Source organism: Streptomyces sp. NPDC047081 (genome assembly GCF_040643775.1).
Lineage (GTDB): Bacteria > Actinomycetota > Actinomycetes > Streptomycetales > Streptomycetaceae > Streptomyces.
The window spans coordinates 286,243-302,274 of the sequence record NZ_JBEYUY010000001.1; the positions used below are offsets into that span (position 1 = coordinate 286,243).

Annotated in this window: 15 protein-coding genes and 1 pseudogene; 11 read left to right on the plus strand and 5 right to left on the minus strand. The window is 70.4% G+C overall.

The annotated features are described in order from the left end of the window. Positions 1-17 precede the first annotated feature (17 nt). The 3 genes from ABZ848_RS01330 (at position 18) to ABZ848_RS01340 (ending at position 3,384) form a co-directional block, all read left to right on the plus strand. Positions 18-737 (plus strand): YafY family protein, encoded by a 720-nt coding sequence (locus tag ABZ848_RS01330; protein WP_360823327.1) that lies wholly within the window; start codon positions 18-20, stop codon positions 735-737. 99 nt (positions 738-836) lie between these two features. Then, the gene (locus tag ABZ848_RS01335; RefSeq protein ID WP_360823330.1) at positions 837-1,235 is read left to right on the plus strand and encodes a nuclear transport factor 2 family protein; all 399 of its coding nucleotides are present in this window, start codon (positions 837-839) and stop codon (positions 1,233-1,235) included. Between the two features lie 88 nt (positions 1,236-1,323). Further along, a complete protein-coding gene (locus tag ABZ848_RS01340) occupies positions 1,324-3,384 on the plus strand; it encodes an NACHT domain-containing protein (RefSeq protein ID WP_360823333.1) in 2,061 nt (686 codons plus the stop codon). A gap of 310 nt (positions 3,385-3,694) precedes the next feature. On the opposite strand, the pseudogene ABZ848_RS01345 reads toward ABZ848_RS01340, so the two are convergent. Continuing rightward, positions 3,695-4,090: pseudogene (locus tag ABZ848_RS01345) on the minus strand (class I SAM-dependent methyltransferase); the annotation flags it as partial. Between the two features lie 194 nt (positions 4,091-4,284). On the opposite strand from ABZ848_RS01345, the gene ABZ848_RS01350 reads away from it, so the two are divergent. Both ABZ848_RS01350 and ABZ848_RS01355 read left to right on the plus strand, forming a co-directional pair. Further along, positions 4,285-4,962 carry a hypothetical protein gene (locus ABZ848_RS01350; RefSeq protein ID WP_360823336.1) on the plus strand — a complete coding sequence of 226 codons (678 nt, stop codon included), beginning with the start codon at positions 4,285-4,287 and terminating at the stop codon, positions 4,960-4,962. Positions 4,963-4,967: 5 nt separating this feature from the next. Then, positions 4,968-5,606, plus strand: coding sequence for a hypothetical protein (locus ABZ848_RS01355; RefSeq protein WP_360823339.1), 639 nt, complete (start codon positions 4,968-4,970; stop codon positions 5,604-5,606). Positions 5,607-5,619: 13 nt separating this feature from the next. On the opposite strand, the gene ABZ848_RS01360 is transcribed toward ABZ848_RS01355, so the two are convergent. After that, the gene (locus tag ABZ848_RS01360; protein ID WP_360823342.1) at positions 5,620-6,027 is read right to left on the minus strand and encodes a DUF1992 domain-containing protein; all 408 of its coding nucleotides are present in this window, start codon (positions 6,025-6,027) and stop codon (positions 5,620-5,622) included. A gap of 81 nt (positions 6,028-6,108) precedes the next feature. Here ABZ848_RS01360 and ABZ848_RS01365 point away from each other — a divergent pair, with 81 nt between their 5' ends. Then, a complete protein-coding gene (locus tag ABZ848_RS01365) occupies positions 6,109-6,498 on the plus strand; it encodes a hypothetical protein (RefSeq protein ID WP_360823345.1) in 390 nt (129 codons plus the stop codon). A 109-nt stretch (positions 6,499-6,607) separates the two neighbouring features. Next, positions 6,608-7,426, plus strand: a complete 819-nt coding sequence (locus ABZ848_RS01370) for a hypothetical protein (RefSeq protein ID WP_360823348.1) — start codon at positions 6,608-6,610, stop codon at positions 7,424-7,426. A 10-nt stretch (positions 7,427-7,436) separates the two neighbouring features. Here ABZ848_RS01370 and ABZ848_RS01375 read toward each other — a convergent pair whose 3' ends face one another. Both ABZ848_RS01375 and ABZ848_RS01380 read right to left on the minus strand, forming a co-directional pair. Then, positions 7,437-8,108, minus strand: a complete 672-nt coding sequence (locus ABZ848_RS01375) for an O-methyltransferase (RefSeq protein ID WP_360823351.1) — start codon at positions 8,106-8,108, stop codon at positions 7,437-7,439. A 65-nt stretch (positions 8,109-8,173) separates the two neighbouring features. Continuing rightward, complete coding sequence (locus tag ABZ848_RS01380) at positions 8,174-9,298, minus strand: DUF2330 domain-containing protein (RefSeq protein ID WP_360823354.1); 1,125 nt, start codon at positions 9,296-9,298, stop codon at positions 8,174-8,176. A gap of 225 nt (positions 9,299-9,523) precedes the next feature. Between ABZ848_RS01380 and ABZ848_RS01385 the strand changes: the two genes are divergently transcribed. The 4 genes from ABZ848_RS01385 to ABZ848_RS01400 all read left to right on the plus strand — a co-directional run bounded on the left by ABZ848_RS01385 (position 9,524) and on the right by ABZ848_RS01400 (position 14,612). Further along, the gene (locus ABZ848_RS01385; RefSeq protein ID WP_360823357.1) at positions 9,524-11,569 is read left to right on the plus strand and encodes a bifunctional glycosyltransferase 87/phosphatase PAP2 family protein; all 2,046 of its coding nucleotides are present in this window, start codon (positions 9,524-9,526) and stop codon (positions 11,567-11,569) included. Positions 11,570-11,650: 81 nt separating this feature from the next. Next, a complete protein-coding gene (locus tag ABZ848_RS01390; RefSeq protein WP_360823360.1) occupies positions 11,651-13,783 on the plus strand; it encodes a CHAT domain-containing protein in 2,133 nt (710 codons plus the stop codon). After that, entirely contained in the window at positions 13,764-14,195 is a 432-nt protein-coding gene (locus ABZ848_RS01395; protein WP_360823363.1) for a hypothetical protein, read from the plus strand. Before ABZ848_RS01390 ends, ABZ848_RS01395 begins: the two co-directional genes overlap by 20 nt. 171 nt (positions 14,196-14,366) lie before the next feature. Then, entirely contained in the window at positions 14,367-14,612 is a 246-nt protein-coding gene (locus ABZ848_RS01400) for a CD225/dispanin family protein (RefSeq protein ID WP_360823366.1), read from the plus strand. A gap of 71 nt (positions 14,613-14,683) precedes the next feature. Here ABZ848_RS01400 and ABZ848_RS01405 read toward each other — a convergent pair whose 3' ends face one another. Beyond that, positions 14,684-15,919 carry a cytochrome P450 gene (locus ABZ848_RS01405; protein ID WP_360823369.1) on the minus strand — a complete coding sequence of 412 codons (1,236 nt, stop codon included), beginning with the start codon at positions 15,917-15,919 and terminating at the stop codon, positions 14,684-14,686. Between the last annotated feature and the right edge of the window lie 113 nt (positions 15,920-16,032).

A 16,032-nucleotide genomic window follows, 5' to 3' on the forward strand; every position in this document is an offset into this window, starting at 1 on the left:
TGCGCAGACTGGTCGGTATGAACCGCACCGACCGGCTCTACGCCCTGGTGGAGGAACTTCGGGCCGCCGCGCCCCGGCCGCGCAGCGCACGTGCGCTCGCCGCCCGCTTCGAGGTGAGTGTGCGGACCGTCGAGCGGGACCTGGCGGCGCTCCAGCAGTCCGGTGTGCCGGTGTACGCCGAGCCGGGCCGGCGCGGCGGCTATGCCCTGGACCGGCAGCGGACCCTGCCGCCGCTCACCATCACGCCCGCAGAGGCCACCGCGCTCGCGGTCGGACTGCACGCGCTCGCGGGGACGCCGTTCGCGGCGGACGCGCGCAGTGCGCTGCAGAAGGTGCTCGCGGTGATGCCCGAACGGGAGCGGGCGGCCGCCGCCGAGATGACCGGCCGGGTCCAGCTCCTCGTACCGCCGGCCCGGACGGCGCGGTCGGCCGAGCCCGTCGTACCGGCGCCGCTGCGGGAGGCGCTCACGGCGGGGCGGGTGCTGCGGCTGGAGTACACCGACGCGGAGGGCACGCCGACGACGCGCGAGGTCGAGCCGATCGCGTTCCTCGGCGGCGAGGAGCACTGGTACCTGGCGGGCTGGTGCCGCCTGCGGGAGGCACCGCGCGGGTTCCGGCTGGACCGGATACGGGCGGTGCGGGCGCTGGAGGAGCGGGTGCCGGAGCGGCCGGTCGACCTGGCCGAGCTCGACACGCTGGGGTCGGACCTGGTTCCGCTGGGCGAGTTCGGGGTGTGACGGCAATCACCGACATAGGGGTGTCGCGTGCGCGGCCGAGGCTGGAGGTGTTCCCGACCGACGGACTCCTCACCGACGTACGAGCGAAAGGCGGCACCGATGACCACGGCCATCACCCTCACCCCGGAGACCGGCAGCGCCCTCGTGGACCGCTGGACCACCCTCTGGAACGGCGACTACACCGACCCCGACACCTTCCTCGCCCCCGACTTCCGCATCCGCTTCGGCAGCAACCCCGAAGCCTCCGGCACCGACGGCATCCGCGGCCCCGCCGCCATCGTCGACATGATCGCCGGCCACCGCACCACCCACCCCGGCCGCCGCTACGCCGTCGACGGCACCCCCACCGTGGACCCGCGGCTCGGCCGCGTCGCCGCCTGCTGGCACGTGACCCGCCCCGACGGCACCCAGAAGAGCGGCATCGACCTGTTCGAGGTGGTGGACGGCCGGATAGCGACGGTGTGGTCGGTGACGGGGGTACGCAGGTTCGCGCACTGAGCGGTGTTCCGCCGAGCCCGTACCGGTTGGCCGTGGTGCCGTCACCAACGTACTCGGCGCCCGCGAAGGTCACGCCATACTCATCTGCGTGACCCGACAGCGACGGCCGTGGCGTATACGACGATTCCTCATATTCACTGTCGGCATTGTGGTTTGCGCTGCGCTCGGGATGTTCTTCCTTCACGAAGGCCGGGCGCAGTCCGATCAATGGGCGAGCATCCTGGGCCTGTTCCTCAACATCGCTGCGATCCTGCTGACGATCGACGCCACCCTGGGGGTGCGAAACGGTGTGGCTACCCGGCAACAACGCCCCGCCGACCAGTACCTGGAAAATCTCGCAGCGGCGGCAGCGGACGGCTATGCGGCGGAGGGCGCGGTTCGGCGGCTGCAGGATCCTGACCTGCTGCCGGTTGACTGGCAGCTCGCCGACCGCGACCTGATGGACCATCCGAGCAACATCTGGCCGGATGCAGACGTCCAACCGCCGAGCATGCGGTGCACGCCGTCGCTGTCGGTGCTGGAAGCGTACCTGCAGGTACCAACCGGCCGCTTGGTCGTGCTCGGCGACGCGGGCTCGGGCAAAACCGTCGCCGCGTTGACCTTCGCCGTCGAGTCACTCGCCGTCCGCATGCCAGGTGAGCCGGTACCGGTTGTGCTGCCCGCAAGCACCTGGGACCCGGACAGCCAGGACTTCCGCTCGTGGATCTGCGGTCGGCTGGTGGAACTCGATCCACGGCTGTCGGAGTTGGACGACGACGGCATTTCCTGGGCGCATCGGCTGGTCCACGGTCGGGGTGTCCTGCCGGTGCTCGACGGCCTGGACGAGCTGCCGACCCGGGTCAAGGCCGACGTACTGCGCAACCTCAATGCTGTGCTGTACCGCGGCGAGCACATCGTCATCACGTGCCGCACGGAGCAGTACCGCGCAGCGACAGAGGCCGGAGATGTGCTGACCGGGGCGGCGGTCATTGGGCTGCAACCGCTACGCCTCGAGACCCTCGCCGCGTATCTGCCGCGAACGACACGGCCGGACGGCAGCCTGGGCTCGGGCACCAAGTGGACTCCTGTACTGCAGCAACTCAGCGACCATCCTGACCTGCCGGAGAGCCGAAGCATCGCAACAGTCCTGTCCAATCCACTCATGGTTTGGCTCGCCCGAGTCCAGTTCAGCGACACCGACGCCGATCCGGCACAACTGCTGCGACCCGAGTTCCGCGATCCCCACGCCTTGCGTCAACACCTGCTGGACGGGCTCGTAGCCGCCGCGTACGCGGACCCGGGCCGACACCACCCGCGTCGGCTGTCTGCCCCGAAGGCGGAGCGCTGGCTGGTCCACCTCGCCGCGCACCTGGCCCGCAGCGGCGGACAGAACCTGAGCTGGTGGCGGTTCGCGGACGGTATTCCCCTGCGTGGTGTGCGCGTGGCACTGACACTGGCTGCGACCGTGCTGTCGGCGGTCGCCGCGACGATCGTGCTCAGCGTGGATGCCGGGCAGGGGCGGGGGCTGTTTTTCGGCTGCCTTTTCGGAGTCGTCGTCGGAGCGGCCGTCTGGCTCATCCCATGGCTGCGTCACCTTCCGCAGCCGACGGCCGTGGGACCGACGACGCTTGCGCAGGGCCTTCGGCAGGTCGGCCGGATCCTCGTCGTGGTTGTCATCCCGATCGGCGGCGCCGTCATCGTCAATATCGCCACGGTGCACCTGTCTGCAGAGACATTGGTGTCGATCTTCACGGCGTTCGGGACGGTGCTGCTCGCTTTCGTCGTCGCCCCCGTCGAAGCGGAACAGGCCGTTGATCCGCAAAGGCTGCTCAAGGCGGACCGGATCTCGGCGATCACACAGGGGTGTCTGATCGGGTTCGCCGCCGGCCTGCTCGTGACAACCGCCGCATGGTCCGCTCTCCCGACGGCTGCCACGCTGGCCATGGGCGCTGCCGCCAGTGTGGCGAGCGGACTCGTTTGGTCGATCGTGGGTTCGGCATGGGGACGCTTCGCGCTGATGCGGTTGTACTGGTGGGGCACAGGGCGGCTGCCTCTGAGGCTGATGACGTTCCTCGTCGATGCGCACAGCCGTGGAGTCCTCCGCCAGGTCGGCGCCACCTATCAGTTCCGGCACGAGCTGTTGCAAGCCCGCCTCGCGACCCGTGCATGACCTTCGCGAACCGTTCAGCGCGTCTGATCCCGCGGTCGTAGCAAAGGTCGCGAACTCCCTTGAACAGGGATTGCTGTACGGGCGTCGTATCCGGATCGGGCAGTGCGGTGAGTCGGTGTAGCAGCTCCGCCATCTCCTCCGGGGCGGTCTGTGCGCACCACGGTATGCGGCCCGCCTCGATCACTTCCCGCCAGCGGCGGGGGCTGCGGCCCTGGCCGGTGCCGGGGAAGGACGTCTCGGCGGCGAGAGTCAGGCCGTGGTCGGCGGCCTGGGGCAGGAGGCGGGTGGAGTGGTCGGGTGCGTGTCGGCGGCGCACGTCCGCCGTGATGCGGGCGATGTCGCTGGCGTCGGCGAAGTACGCGTCGTCCTTGTCGACCGTGGTGATCAGGACCCCTCCCGGCCGCAGCACCCTGGCCGCCTCGGCCAGCACCGCGGCGGGATCTGGCAGCAGGTGCAGCAGCCAGACGAGTACGACGGCGTCCACGCTGCCCGTCGCGAGCGGCAGCCGTGTGGCGTCGCCGCGCACCACGCTGCCCGGTAGCCGCCGGGCGGCCACGCCGAGCATGCCGGGGGAGCGGTCGACGCCCAGGAGCGTGCGGTCCGGCCGCAGCAGCCTCCTCGTCACGATGCCCGTGCCGCATCCGATGTCCCGGAGCTTGCACGGGCCCGGCGGCAGCAGCTGTTCCAGGGCGTCCGCCGCGGCCATCGCTCGTGCCTCGCCGCCCCGCGAGGCGTTGTAGTCCCGGGCCTCACCGTCGTAGTCCAGTACCTGTGGCACCTGTCGTCCCCTCCCCGTGCCCACAACAGCCTCCCCACCTCCGCCCGGGCAGTTTGGGCGGGGGCCCGCTGGCAACCCGGTCGGGGAACCGGCCCGTTGGGCCGACCCACCGGAAGGTACCCATGTCCACAGGCATGATCATCGCTCTGATCGTGATCGTGGCGGTCGTGGCCCTTGTCGCGGCCGCCTTCGCCCAGCGTGCCCGGGGCCCGCGTGGCGGCCGGGACCTCAAGCGTCGATTCGGACCCGAGTACGACCGGACGCTGGCCCGGCACGACGGGGACGCCAAGGCCGCCGAGCGCGAACTGGCCGAGCGGGTGGAGCGGCACGGGGCGCTGCGCGAGACGCCGCTCGACGCCGGGCGCCGCCACGAGTTCGAGCAGCGCTGGACGGCCGCGCAGGAGCGGTTCGTCGACTCGCCGCGGGAGGCCGTGGCCGACGCCGACCGGCTGCTCTCGGAGATCGCCGCCGCGCGCGGCTTCCCGGACGGCGGCCAGTACGAGGAGCAGCTCGCCGCGCTCTCCGTCCACCACGCCGACCACGTCCACGGCTACCGGCACGTCCACCGCGTCGCGCGCGTCGGCGTGAGCGGGAACGACGGCGACCGGGCGGACACGGAGGAGCTGCGGGAGGCCATGGTCGAGGCCCGCGCCCTCTTCGAGGACCTCACGGCCCCGAACCGCCACGACCGCCGCGAAGACGGCTCCGGGACGACCGCCGACGCCCGCACCGACGGCCACAAGGAGAGCCGCGGCCATCTGCCGTGGGCCCTCAACCGACGTCACGCGAAGGGGAGTTGAGTGACATGACGGACATGACGACCGGCCCCGCGGGGCCGGGCAGGCACGGCGACGACGACAAGGCGAGCGGGCGGACGGTGGCACCGACGCCCCCCGAGGCGACCGAGGACGAGGCCGGCACCGGCAACACCGCCGGCAAGGGTGTGGGCAGCCGTACCGGCGTGTCCACCACGCCCGAGGAAGCCGCCGACAGGCGCACCGGCCGCCCGGTGGCACCGACCCCGCCGGAGGCGGCCGACGACCGGGCGACAGGCAGTTCCGAGGTACCCGGCGCACCCACCGGCAAAGGGTCCGGCCACACCATCGCGCCCACCCCGCCCGCGGTGACCGAGGAAGCCGCCGGTCCGGGCAGCCGCCCCGCCGCCCGTCTCCTCCCCCACGACGAATGCGACAAGCTCGAGCTCCGGCTGCGCAACGCCGTCTCCGGGTTCGTCGACGGGCCCCAGGACGCCGTCCGGGAGGCCGATCAGGTCGTCGAGGAGATCGCCGGCCGCTTCGCCGACGCGGTCACCCGGCGCCGTCGCGCCCTGCGCACCTCCTGGCAGGACGGCGGCCGCTCCGTGCCCGAGCACCCCGACACCGAGCAGCTCCGCCTGGCCCTCAGGGACTACCGCGAACTGGCCGAGCGGCTGCTGCACAGCTGACCCACCCACCTCGCTACGACGCCGGCCGCCGCTCGCGCCACTCCCGTACGACCTCTTCGACGTCGTACGGCTTCATCCCGAGCGGCGGACCCGGCGGCGGCTTGAACATCATGTCGCGGATCTTGACGTTCACGTCCGTGATGATCTTCCGCGCGATCCGCTCCGAGGGCGCCGCGTACGCCGCGGTCAGCGCGTCCTCGGCTTCCTTGCGCAGCGCCAGCGTCGGCGGCAGCACCGACAGTCCCTCGCGGGCCATCTTCTGCTTGATCCACCACAGTTCGTCGTACGACGTGTCCGTGCCGGCGGGCAACGGCTTGCCCGCGCCTGACAGTTGGGTGAACTCTCCGCGCGCCTCGGCGTCCCGGATCTGCTTGTCGACCCAGGACTCCCACGGCACACCCGGTGGCTTTCGCTCGGTCATGACTTCATTGTGCCGGACGTGACCTGGCCGGGCGATTTATCATGCGGCGGCTGTGTAGGCACACTTCAAGAGGAGCAGCACGTGCTCGAACTGACCATGGCCACCGTGTCCGGGGAAGAGGGGGCCACGGCAGGCATGCAGATGGCCGACGCGCCCAGTGAGCCGGGCGCCGTGCTGCGGATGGGGCGGGACAAGTCCGTGTGCCGTCTGGTCTCGCCGGACGACTGGCTGTTCGTGTCGAGGGTCCACCTGGAGTTCCTGTGCGGCCCGGAGGGGACCTGGCAGGTGACCTGGCTGCGCGGCTCGCAGCCCGAACCGTCCTCCGAAGTCCGGCTCGTCGTCGGGGAGTACGCGCAGACGCTCCCTTACGGCGGCACGGTCGCGCTGCCCAGGGGCGGCAACGGCGAGATCGTCGTCCGCGACCGCACCGCCCCGCGAAGCGTCAACGTCGGCTTCTACCACGAGTTCTGAGGATCCGCCGCCCGCTCCGAACCCGTCGAACGTGAGTTTTCCGTCATGGCAGACGGGCAACTTCACCTGGGAGCATCGTGATCCATCGGGCGGACGGGGGGAAAGCGGCATGACCACTGCGCACAGACGGGTTCGGGCGGCCGTGATCGTCGCGGCGGTGCTGGCGGCCGCCGGCTGTTCCGGCGGGAGCGGTGACGACGACGCCGCTGCCGGCCCCTCCGCGACGACGACCGCGGCGGCCCCGGCCGCCACCCCGTCGACCGCCTCGCCCACCCCCGTGGTCAAACCGTCGGACGTCTACCCCACCAACGCGGACGGCTGCCACCCGAACGCGAAGTGGAGCACGGCGAAGGGGGTGGACTGGGTCGACTTCGGACAGATCGGCACGCCCGCCCTGGGCCCGGGAGAGGTCCGTTTCCCCAAGTCCATACCCGGCTTCGACGGGCCCCTGTGCGACCGGGTGACCGTGCAGGTCCAGTACTGGCGTGTCAACTACCGCCCGTCCTCCGCCACTTCGGCCGCCGACCCTCTTTCGAACGAGGTGGACTACGACTACGTCCTGCAGCCCCTCAAGCGCAGCGAACTGAAGATCGACGGCCGCAAGGTCCACGACGTGAAGCCGCCGAAGGGCTTCGCCTCGGCCAAGGCGAGCCCCTGCGACGGCTTCCTGGAGGCGATCTACGTCGGCGCGCCGCTCAAGGACCGCGAACTGCCGACCAAGATCGACACGGGTGACACGCTGTTGGGCGACACCGTCACCTTCCCCACCAAGCGCGTGGTCGACTACCACGTGTTCGCACCGTCCGGGCCGGGGCTCTGCGACGACAACGGCGTCCCCACGGCGTCCCCCGCACCCTCCGACCCGTTGTCCGGTTTCGGGCTGTCCACGCCGTCCTACCCCGCCTTCGACCTCACCCCGAAGAGCTGAGCGGCCGGGGCTACGCCAGCACGCGCGCCAGCGCGAAGCCGTCGTGGCCCTTGCTGCCCACGGTCTGCAGCGCCGTGCCGGTCAGCCTCGGGTGGCTGCCGATCAGTTCGATCGCGGCACGGCTGCCCACCACGTCCGGCGAGGTGCTGTGCGCGTCGGCGACCCGGCCCTGCCGTACGACGTTGTCCACGACGATCAGGCTGCCCGCGCTGGTGAGCCGGAGCGCCCACTCCAGGTAGTGCGGGTTGTTGCTCTTGTCGGCGTCGATGAAGACCAGGTCGAACGGGGCCGGGTTCTCGTCGGCCAGCTTGGGCAGCGACTCCAGGGCCGGGCCCACCCGCACCTGGACGAGTCCGTCGAGGCCCGCCCGCGCGATGTTGCGGGTGGCGACCTCGGCGTGCTTGGCGCTGTACTCCAGGGAGATCAGCCTGCCGTCCGCGGGCAGGGCGCGGGCCAGCCAGATCGTGCTGTAGCCGCCGAGGGTGCCGATCTCCAGGATGGTGCGGGCGCCCTGGATCTGCGCCAGGAGGTGCAGGAACTTGCCCTGGGACGGCGTGACGGCGACGTCCGGCAGCCCGGCCGCCTCACTGTCGCGCAGCGCCGCCTCCAGCACCTCGTCGTTCGGTGCGAGGTGGGTGGTGAAGTAGTCGTCGACGTCGTCCCAGGTCCGAGACTCGCTCATGCACCTGTGCCTTTCGGATGGCTGGTTGAGGCTTCTCAGCTACTTACAGCTTCTAACTAGCCAGGCTAACGAACATGCGGGCCGTGCGCGGCGTGCGCGGCCGCCGGCCGCCGAGCGCGTCGTACGACGAAGACCGCACCGGCCGTGACGGCCGCCGCGAGCGCGCCGACGACCGTCAGCAGCCACACCGGGACGCCCGCCACCAGGCGCAGGTGGTCCTCGTAGATGACCTGCTGGAACGGCGTGTCGGCGGACGCCCGGCGCAGTACGTGGTCGCCGGAGATCGCCGAGGGGGTCGGGAACTCCTGGCCGATCGCCGTGAGGAACGGCGCGCCCGCGGCCAGCTCGGCCAGCGGGCCTGACTTCGCCGTGACGCGCCCGGCGAAGGTGACCCGGGGCCGGGAGCCGCCGATCGCCGAGCTCGGCTCCATGCGGTGCGCGGACAGGACGTACAGGCCGAGGGACTGCGCGGTGGTGGCGAGCCGGGACAGGCGCATCGGGTAGACCGGCTGCCGGGAGGCGAAGGTGAGGTGCAGCGGGTCGAGCGTGCCGTTCAGGGCGGTGCCGGCGGTCTCGGGGGCCAGGCGGACGGCGACGTACTCCCAGCGGCGGTCCACGTACGGCTGGAGGGCGCCGGCGAGGCGGGGCGGCATGGTGAAGCCGTTGGTGCCGAGCCAGCCGTTCAGGGCGGCCGGGTCGGTGGCGGTCAGCCGGGCCACGTCGAAGGGGCCGAGCTTCTGGCGGCCGACCACGCCGACGCCGGACGGTGCGACGCCCGCGCCCCGCGGGCCGGCGACGCTGTCGCGGCCGGTCGTCAGCGGCCAGTCGCCGGTCTGCGGCCAGAAGTAGTAGCGGTCCCGGCGGACGGGGGCGGTGGCGGCCTGGAGCTGGGTGAACAGCTTGGGGTCGGCCAGCTGAACGGTCGCGCGGTGCGGGACCGGCATGATCCAGGCGGCCTGCTCGGCGTCGCCGTCCACCGCCAGGCTCATCACGATCTGCTCCCGGCTCCCGTCCCAGCGCACCACGGACTCCTCGCGGCCGACGCTGACGCTCTGCGCCGCGCCCGGGATCAGCGCGCCGCAGCCGCAGGCGTAGGCCGGTGCGATCAAGGAACCCAGTTGGACTGTCAGAAGGACCACCAGGATCGTCGCTAAGCGCGCCCGCGCCCATTTCCGCAGGAAACCGGCCATACCCCGCACCCTCCGTGGTCCCATGGACAGGTCTTCCGACGTTACGCAGGTGCCGGGCGGCGCGTGGCGATTCGGATGTGATCCATCTCGCGTCCCGCCGAGGCAGGCCAACCTCCGGCGCACTATCGTCGTCGAAACAAAAGGAGGACGGACGTCAGGTGAAGGCGCGGTAGCCTGCGTCTCTCTCAGGGGGCTCAAAGCAACGGGGCGGGAGGCCGACGAGGCGTGGCGAACGTGGAGCACAGCGGGGGACCGGCGAAGGCCTTCGGGGCGACGGCCGTCGGCACGGTCAGGGGACGCCTGCGCGTGGCGCGGCTGGGCCTGTGGCTGGTCGCGGCGGTCCTCGCCGTACGGCAGGTGGCCGTCGTCCTCGGCACGCCCAGGGGAGAGCGGCTGACGGACCTGGAGACCTGGGTCGGCCCGAACGGCGTCCTGCATGTGAAGGGCTCGCTGTACGACTCGACGAAGTTCACCGGCACGCCCTTCGGCGGTCTGGTCATGAAGCCGCTCACCCGGGCGGCCGAGCAGGCGCTCGGCTGGGGCTGGACCTTCGGCACGCTGCTGCTGGTGGCCGCCCTCGGCCTGGTCGTCGCCCGAGCGCTCCCGCAGCCGGTCAGCCGGCGCACCTCGCTGCTCGCCGCGCCGGTCGCGATCAGCCTGCTGATGCTGTCGCTGCCGGTCCGCAACACCCTCTGGCTCGGCCAGACCAGCATCATCCCGGTGCTGCTCGTCCTGGTCGGCTGCTTCGTCTGGCGCGGCGAGCGCACCAGCGGCCTGCTGATCGGCCTCGCCGCCGCCCTCCAGCCGACCGTGCTGCTCTTCGCGCCGCTGCTGTGGTTCACCGGCCGCAAGCGGGCCGCGCTGTCCACCGGGGTCACCTTCGCCGCGTCGACGGCGCTCGCCTGGGCGGCGATGCCGCACGACTCGTACACCTACTGGGTGCACCACATGGCGGGCACCGGTCTCGGTGGACCGGCCGACGACCTCGCCAACCAGTCCCTGCACGGCGCGCTCCTGCGCCTCGGCCTGACCGGCCCGCTGGAGATCGGCCTCTTCTTCGCGCTGGGCACGGCCGTCGCGGTCCTCGGCGTCCGCCGGGCCGTGCACTACGCCCGCGACGGCCAGCTGCTGCTCGCGGTCGCCATCACCGGCTGCGCCGCGATCGCGGTCTCGCCGACGACCTGGCAGCACCAGCTCCTGTGGGTCCTGCTCGCGGTCGTCGGGCGGGTCGGCAAGCGCGCGTCCGACCGTTACGTCTGGCCGGTCGCCGTAGTCCTGGTCATGACCCTGCCGGCGAAGATGATGCTGCCGAACATGTCGGCGATGGACCCCCTGCGCGACAACGTCGTCCTGCTCGCCGCTCTCGCCGCGGCGACCGTCGTCCCGTTCCTGTCCCGCACCTCGCCGTACTACCGGACGCCGATCCCGACCGAGTACGCGGACCCGGTCCCGGCCCGCCTCAGGCACGTACCCCTCCTCCCGTTCCTGCGCCGGGTCCTCACCCGCCCGAACCTCCTCCTCGAACTGCTCCTGATCCGCGTCACGTACGCCGCGTACCAGAAGGTCAGACTCGCGGCGACGGGCGGCTCGAACGAGGCGGGGCGGACGCGGGCCGAGCACCACGGCCACCAGATCCTCGACCTCGAACGCTTCCTGCACATCGACGTCGAGCACTGGGTCAACCACGCGGTGGTGAAGGTCGACTGGCTCCGCGGCTTCTTCGACTTCTACTACGAGTCCTTCCACTTCGTCGTCCCGCTGTCCGTCATGGCCGTCCTCTACTGGCGCCGCCCGGTCGACTACCGCTGGGCCCGCTCGGCCCTCGGCTTCGCCACGCTCCTCGCCCTGGTCGGCTTCTGGCTCTACCCCCTGGCCCCGCCGCGCCTCCTGCCCGGCCTCGGCATCATCGACACGGTCCACGGCGTCCAGGACTTCTCCAAGCCGGACTACGGCACCCTCACCGCCCTCACCAACCAGTACGCGGCGATGCCGTCCCTGCACTTCGGCTGGTCGCTGTGGTGCGGAGTGGTGATCGCGATCATCGCGCCCAAGTGGTGGATGAAGGCGCTGGGCCTACTGCACCCGTTCTTCACGGTCTCGGCGATCGTGGCAACGGGCAACCACTGGGTGCTGGACGCGGTGGGCGGGGCGGTGGTGGTGGGCGCCGGGTTCGGGCTGGCGTATGTGTTCCAGGGGCCGCGGGCGCGGAGTGCCGCGGCTGCCTCGGCGAGCAGTGAGCCCGCGTTGGTGAAGGACGGGGCACCGGGCTGACCCGACACCACCGCCCGGCAGCCGAGTGGACGCCCCGAAGTATCGGGTGTGCACTGGAGTTGGGGGGTCGGAGGTGGCGGGATGGAAGGTCTGCCGTTTCGGCTCGACATCATCGAGAGCGACACTCAGTGGATCGTCAGATGCTCTTCTGAGTGCGGCGAAGCGAGCGTGCGGGTACCTCCTCCCTATTCGAAAAGTGAGCTGAAAACAGCGCTGGCCCAGGTGGAGCTCTCCCTGGCGAAGTCGTACAGCATAACCATCAAGCGTGGAACGTCGGCACCGGAGAAGTCGGTCCGGGAATTCGGGAGGCGTCTCACGGAATCTATTCTGCAGGGTGCGATAGGTGTCCAGTTCGAACTCTGCAAACGTCGTGCCAAGACGGATAGAAAGCCGTTGCGCGTGCTGTTGCGACCAGACGGTCCGCAAGTATGCCGTATTCCGTGGGAGTATATGGTCGATCCGTCTCGCGGTGATTATCTTGCCCTCAGTGTGCCGATTGTGCGAGCCCTTCAGCTCATGGATCCGATATCCCCGGTACCTCTTTCCCTTCCGCTCCGGGTGCTCGGAATGTCGGCTGTCCCGAGTGATCTACCCGAACTGGACGAGAAAAAGGAACGAGACCGGATCGCGCATGTGTTCCAGCAGCAAGGCTCGGACAAGGTGGATGTCCACTGGCTCCCCGGAGACCGGTGGCAGGACCTCAGGCAGGCGCTGCAATCCGGTACGTGGCACGTGCTGCACTGCGTCTGTCACGGTGGATTCGACGAGGAGAACGGGACCGGATACATCCAGCTTTCCGGCGCCGGCGGGTCTGCGATGCGCGTCGCGGCCGAGGATTTTCAGCGGCTGATCGGAGCCAGCCCGCATCTGCGCCTCATCGTGCTGAACGCCTGTGAGTCCGCGGTGAGCGGATCCGGTGACGTCTTCTCGAGTACCGCCGCCGCCCTCGTACGAGCGGGAGCACCCGCTGTTGTGGCCATGCAGTACGAGATCACCGACGAGGCCGCCTTCGTCTTCGCGTCCTATTTCTACGAGCGGATCGCCGAAGGATTCCCGGTCGACCGGGCGGTGATGCTCGCCCGAGACGAAGTCAAGATGAGTCTGGGCACCCTGGAGTGGGCCACACCGGTCCTGTTCCTCGCGTCGGACACGACCCAGATCTTCACGTCTGGGCCGAAGGAGCCGCGCGAGCCGCCGACCACCCCGAAGCGGCCGTCGTCCACGTCGTCCAAACAACCGCCACCCCCGCCACCACCCCTGCCACCGCCCCCGGAAACTCCCCATGGGACCGTCATCGCCGAATCCGGCCCCTGCCTCCACCTCGTACGAGGGCCTGGCGATCTGCTCGCCGTGGCCTGCGACGACGGTGTGGTCCGGGTCTTGGAGGGACGGAAAGGGGAACTGGCCGCCCAGTGCCTCCCTGTTCGGGGCGGGCACCCGGTGTGCCTGGCCTGGAGCCCCTGGCGGCGGCATGTGGCCAGCCGGCACGACGACGGCACCGTTGTCGTGTGGGACCTGCAGACCGAGACGCCCGCGCTCGTCTTCGACGTCGGGGGGAGAGGTTCCGCCCTCGCCTTCAGCGCGGACGGTCGCTGGCTCGCACTCACCGTGCAGAACCGCGTCGAGATCTACGACACGCACGGCGTCCGGGTGCGGGACCTGCCCGTCTGGCCGGCCCCCGTATGGGCGGCGAAGAACTCCCGCCGTACGGCGCCGGAGAAGGTCGCTCTCGGGTACCTCGGCTTCACCCCCGGGGACCGGGCTGTCGTCGTGGCCTGCAGCGACGGTCCCGTACGGCAGTTGGACGGGCGGGGAGACTCCGTCGTGGAATGGCGACACCCCCAGCCGATTCTCTCCCTCGCCTACACCGAGGACTGTCTCGCGACCGGCTGCCGGGACGGGCAGGTGCGGCTGTGGAGCTGGGACGGCCGGCAGCTGTGGCGCAAGGCCGACGGCCGGCCCGTCCTCCAACTGGCCTTCTCCGTAGACCGCCCGGCGCTCGCCGTCGCCGACGACCGAGGCGGCGTCGCCATCCGGAACCTGCACACCGGGACCGCGTTCTTCGTGGGGAACATCGCCGGCTGGCCGGTGGGGCTCGGCTTCCTGGACGACGAGGGGCTGGTGACCGCGACCCGAACCGGGACGATCGAGCGCTGGTCGGTGCCCGACTGGATGGCCGAAACGGAGACGCACCATGACCGACGTAGAGGTTGAGATCTTCTGGCCCTCTGCTCTGCCCTCCCATCCCGCCGAAGAGGGGCAGGACCTGCTGCGAGCGGCGGGCATCGACACCACCTGCATGCTCGTCCCGACGCGGAGAGGAACGTCGGAGTTCGTGCACGTACTCGTCATGACCGCGGCCCTGGAGCCGTTCCTGCGCACCCTTTTCCGGAAATTCGCGGAAGAGGCCCATGTGGGGCTGAAGAAGTTCACTCAGCGGCTGCTGAAGCCCGCCGCGGAGGAGGGGCCGGCACCTCGGGGGCTGGTTTTCGAAATGCCTACGGGCGGGCGGGTCACATTCACCCCGGACCTCCCCGAGCAGGCGTACAAACAGGCGGTCGGCCTGGATGCCCGGGACGGGCGCTGGACCTGGGACGCCAGTAGCGCCATGTGGGTTCCGAACTGAAACGGTGCAGTCGAAGGAGGGAATTCGGCCATGGCGGACTCCGAGAAATGGGAGCAGGGGACGCCTTGGGAGGGACGTCCAGCACAACCGCGCGCCAAGCCGCCGCAGGAGGAGTTGTGGCAGGGCAGGCAATTCAGCGACCATGGGAGGGCCCCATCATTCGCGACCCCCATGACGGCCCCCCGTACTTATATGGTGCCGGCCGTCCTCGTCACAGTCCTCTGCTTCCTGCCGACCGGGATCGCCGCCATCGTCTTCGCGGCGCAAGCCGGGTCCAGGACCTCGGTGGGCGACTTCCAGGGAGCCGCGGAGGCGTCACGGAAAGCCCGGATACTCGTCTACACGAGTGTGGGGATCGGTGTCCTCTTCTGGCTGTTCGTCATCATCGGCGCGGCCAGTGGTTCCTCCACGTCCTGACGGGTAACGGCCGCTTGAGCGGGCCGACGGCGCCGGGAGGCCGTCGGCCCGGGTCAGTGGGGGGAGTTGCTTCAACTCGTGGTTACCTGGAGGTGTTTGACGCCGTTGATCCAGGAGCTGCGGAGGCGGTCGGGGGTGCTGACGAGGGTCAGGTTCGGGAGCGCTTCCGCTATCGCGTTGAAGATCAGGTCGATTTCCAGGACCGCCAGGGACTTGCCGAGGCAGTAGTGCGGGCCTCCGCCGCCGAAGCCGAGGTGGGGGTTGGGGTCGCGGAGGATGTCGAAGGTGTCGGGGTCGGTGAAGACCTCGGGGTCGTGGTTGGCGGCGGCGTAGAAGATGCCGACGCGGTCGCCCTTCTTGATCTGCTTGCCGCCGAGTTCGAGGTCCTGCGTCGCCGTGCGCTGGAAGGCGTTGACGGGGGCGGCCCAGCGGACGATCTCCTCGGCCGCCGTCTCCGGGCGCTCCCGCTTGTACAGCTCCCACTGCTCCGGGTGGGTCAGGAACGCGTGCATGCCGTGGGTGATGGCGTTGCGCGTGGTCTCGTTGCCCGCCACCGACAGCATCAGCACGAAGAAGCCGAACTCGTCGGAGTTCAGGTTCCCTTCGTCCTCCGCCGCCACCAGCCTCGTCACGATGTCCTTCGCCGGGCACTGCTTGCGGTCCGCGGCCATGTTCATCGCGTAGGCGATCAGCTCGGTGGCCGACTCGGCGCCGACCTCCTCGGTGATCGCGTACTCCGGATCGTCGTACGAGATCATCTTGTTGGACCAGTCGAAGATCTTCGCCCGGTCGTCCTGCGGGATGCCGATCAGCTCGGCGATGGCCTGCAGGGGCAGTTCGCAGGCGACCTCGGTGACGAAGTCGAAGGAGCCGGAGCGGGCGCGTGCCGACTCGGCGATGTCGTGGGCGCGGCTGCGCAGCCGGTCCTCCAGTGCCCGGATCGCGCGCGGGGTGAAGACGCGCTGCACGATCTGGCGGACCCGGGTGTGCTCCGGCGGGTCCATGTTCAGCAGGATCAGCCGCTGCGCGTCGATCGCGTCGCGCTCGATGTGCTCGCCGAAGCGGATGATCGCCGTGTTGAGGTACGACGAGAACAACTCGGGGTGCGTGGACACGTACTTGACGTCCGCGTGCCGGGTGACGGCCCAGTAGCCCTCGTCCCCGAACCCCGCCGCGCCCGCGGCCTGGGGGATCCAGCGGACCGGTTCGGCCCGGCGCAGCTCGGCGAACTCCGGCAGGGGCACTCGGGCGTGCAGCAGATCGGGGTCGGTGAAGTCGAACCCGTCGGGCAGAGCTGGACAGGACATGGGCGACTCCGGCGTGCGTGGCTTCGATTCTGACGGTCCATCAGGAACCAGGTTGCCGTGAAGGTAGTAACGGGTTCTACAAGAGGCAAGGGGTACGGCGCACCCAATTGCAT

Excerpts from the sequence above, each read along its gene's own strand:
- ABZ848_RS01330 (WP_360823327.1), top strand. The coding sequence starts at position 18 with ATGAACCGCACCGACCGGCTCTACGCCCTGGTGGAGGAACTTCGGGCC.
- ABZ848_RS01335 (WP_360823330.1), top strand. The coding sequence starts at position 837 with ATGACCACGGCCATCACCCTCACCCCGGAGACCGGCAGCGCCCTCGTG.
- ABZ848_RS01350 (WP_360823336.1), top strand. The coding sequence starts at position 4,285 with ATGTCCACAGGCATGATCATCGCTCTGATCGTGATCGTGGCGGTCGTG.
- ABZ848_RS01355 (WP_360823339.1), top strand. The coding sequence starts at position 4,968 with ATGACGGACATGACGACCGGCCCCGCGGGGCCGGGCAGGCACGGCGAC.
- ABZ848_RS01360 (WP_360823342.1), bottom strand. The coding sequence starts at position 6,027 with ATGACCGAGCGAAAGCCACCGGGTGTGCCGTGGGAGTCCTGGGTCGAC.
- ABZ848_RS01370 (WP_360823348.1), top strand. The coding sequence starts at position 6,608 with ATGACCACTGCGCACAGACGGGTTCGGGCGGCCGTGATCGTCGCGGCG.
- ABZ848_RS01375 (WP_360823351.1), bottom strand. The coding sequence starts at position 8,108 with ATGAGCGAGTCTCGGACCTGGGACGACGTCGACGACTACTTCACCACC.
- ABZ848_RS01380 (WP_360823354.1), bottom strand. The coding sequence starts at position 9,298 with ATGGCCGGTTTCCTGCGGAAATGGGCGCGGGCGCGCTTAGCGACGATC.
- ABZ848_RS01390 (WP_360823360.1), top strand. The coding sequence starts at position 11,651 with ATGGAAGGTCTGCCGTTTCGGCTCGACATCATCGAGAGCGACACTCAG.
- ABZ848_RS01395 (WP_360823363.1), top strand. The coding sequence starts at position 13,764 with ATGACCGACGTAGAGGTTGAGATCTTCTGGCCCTCTGCTCTGCCCTCC.
- ABZ848_RS01400 (WP_360823366.1), top strand. The coding sequence starts at position 14,367 with ATGACGGCCCCCCGTACTTATATGGTGCCGGCCGTCCTCGTCACAGTC.
- ABZ848_RS01405 (WP_360823369.1), bottom strand. The coding sequence starts at position 15,919 with ATGTCCTGTCCAGCTCTGCCCGACGGGTTCGACTTCACCGACCCCGAT.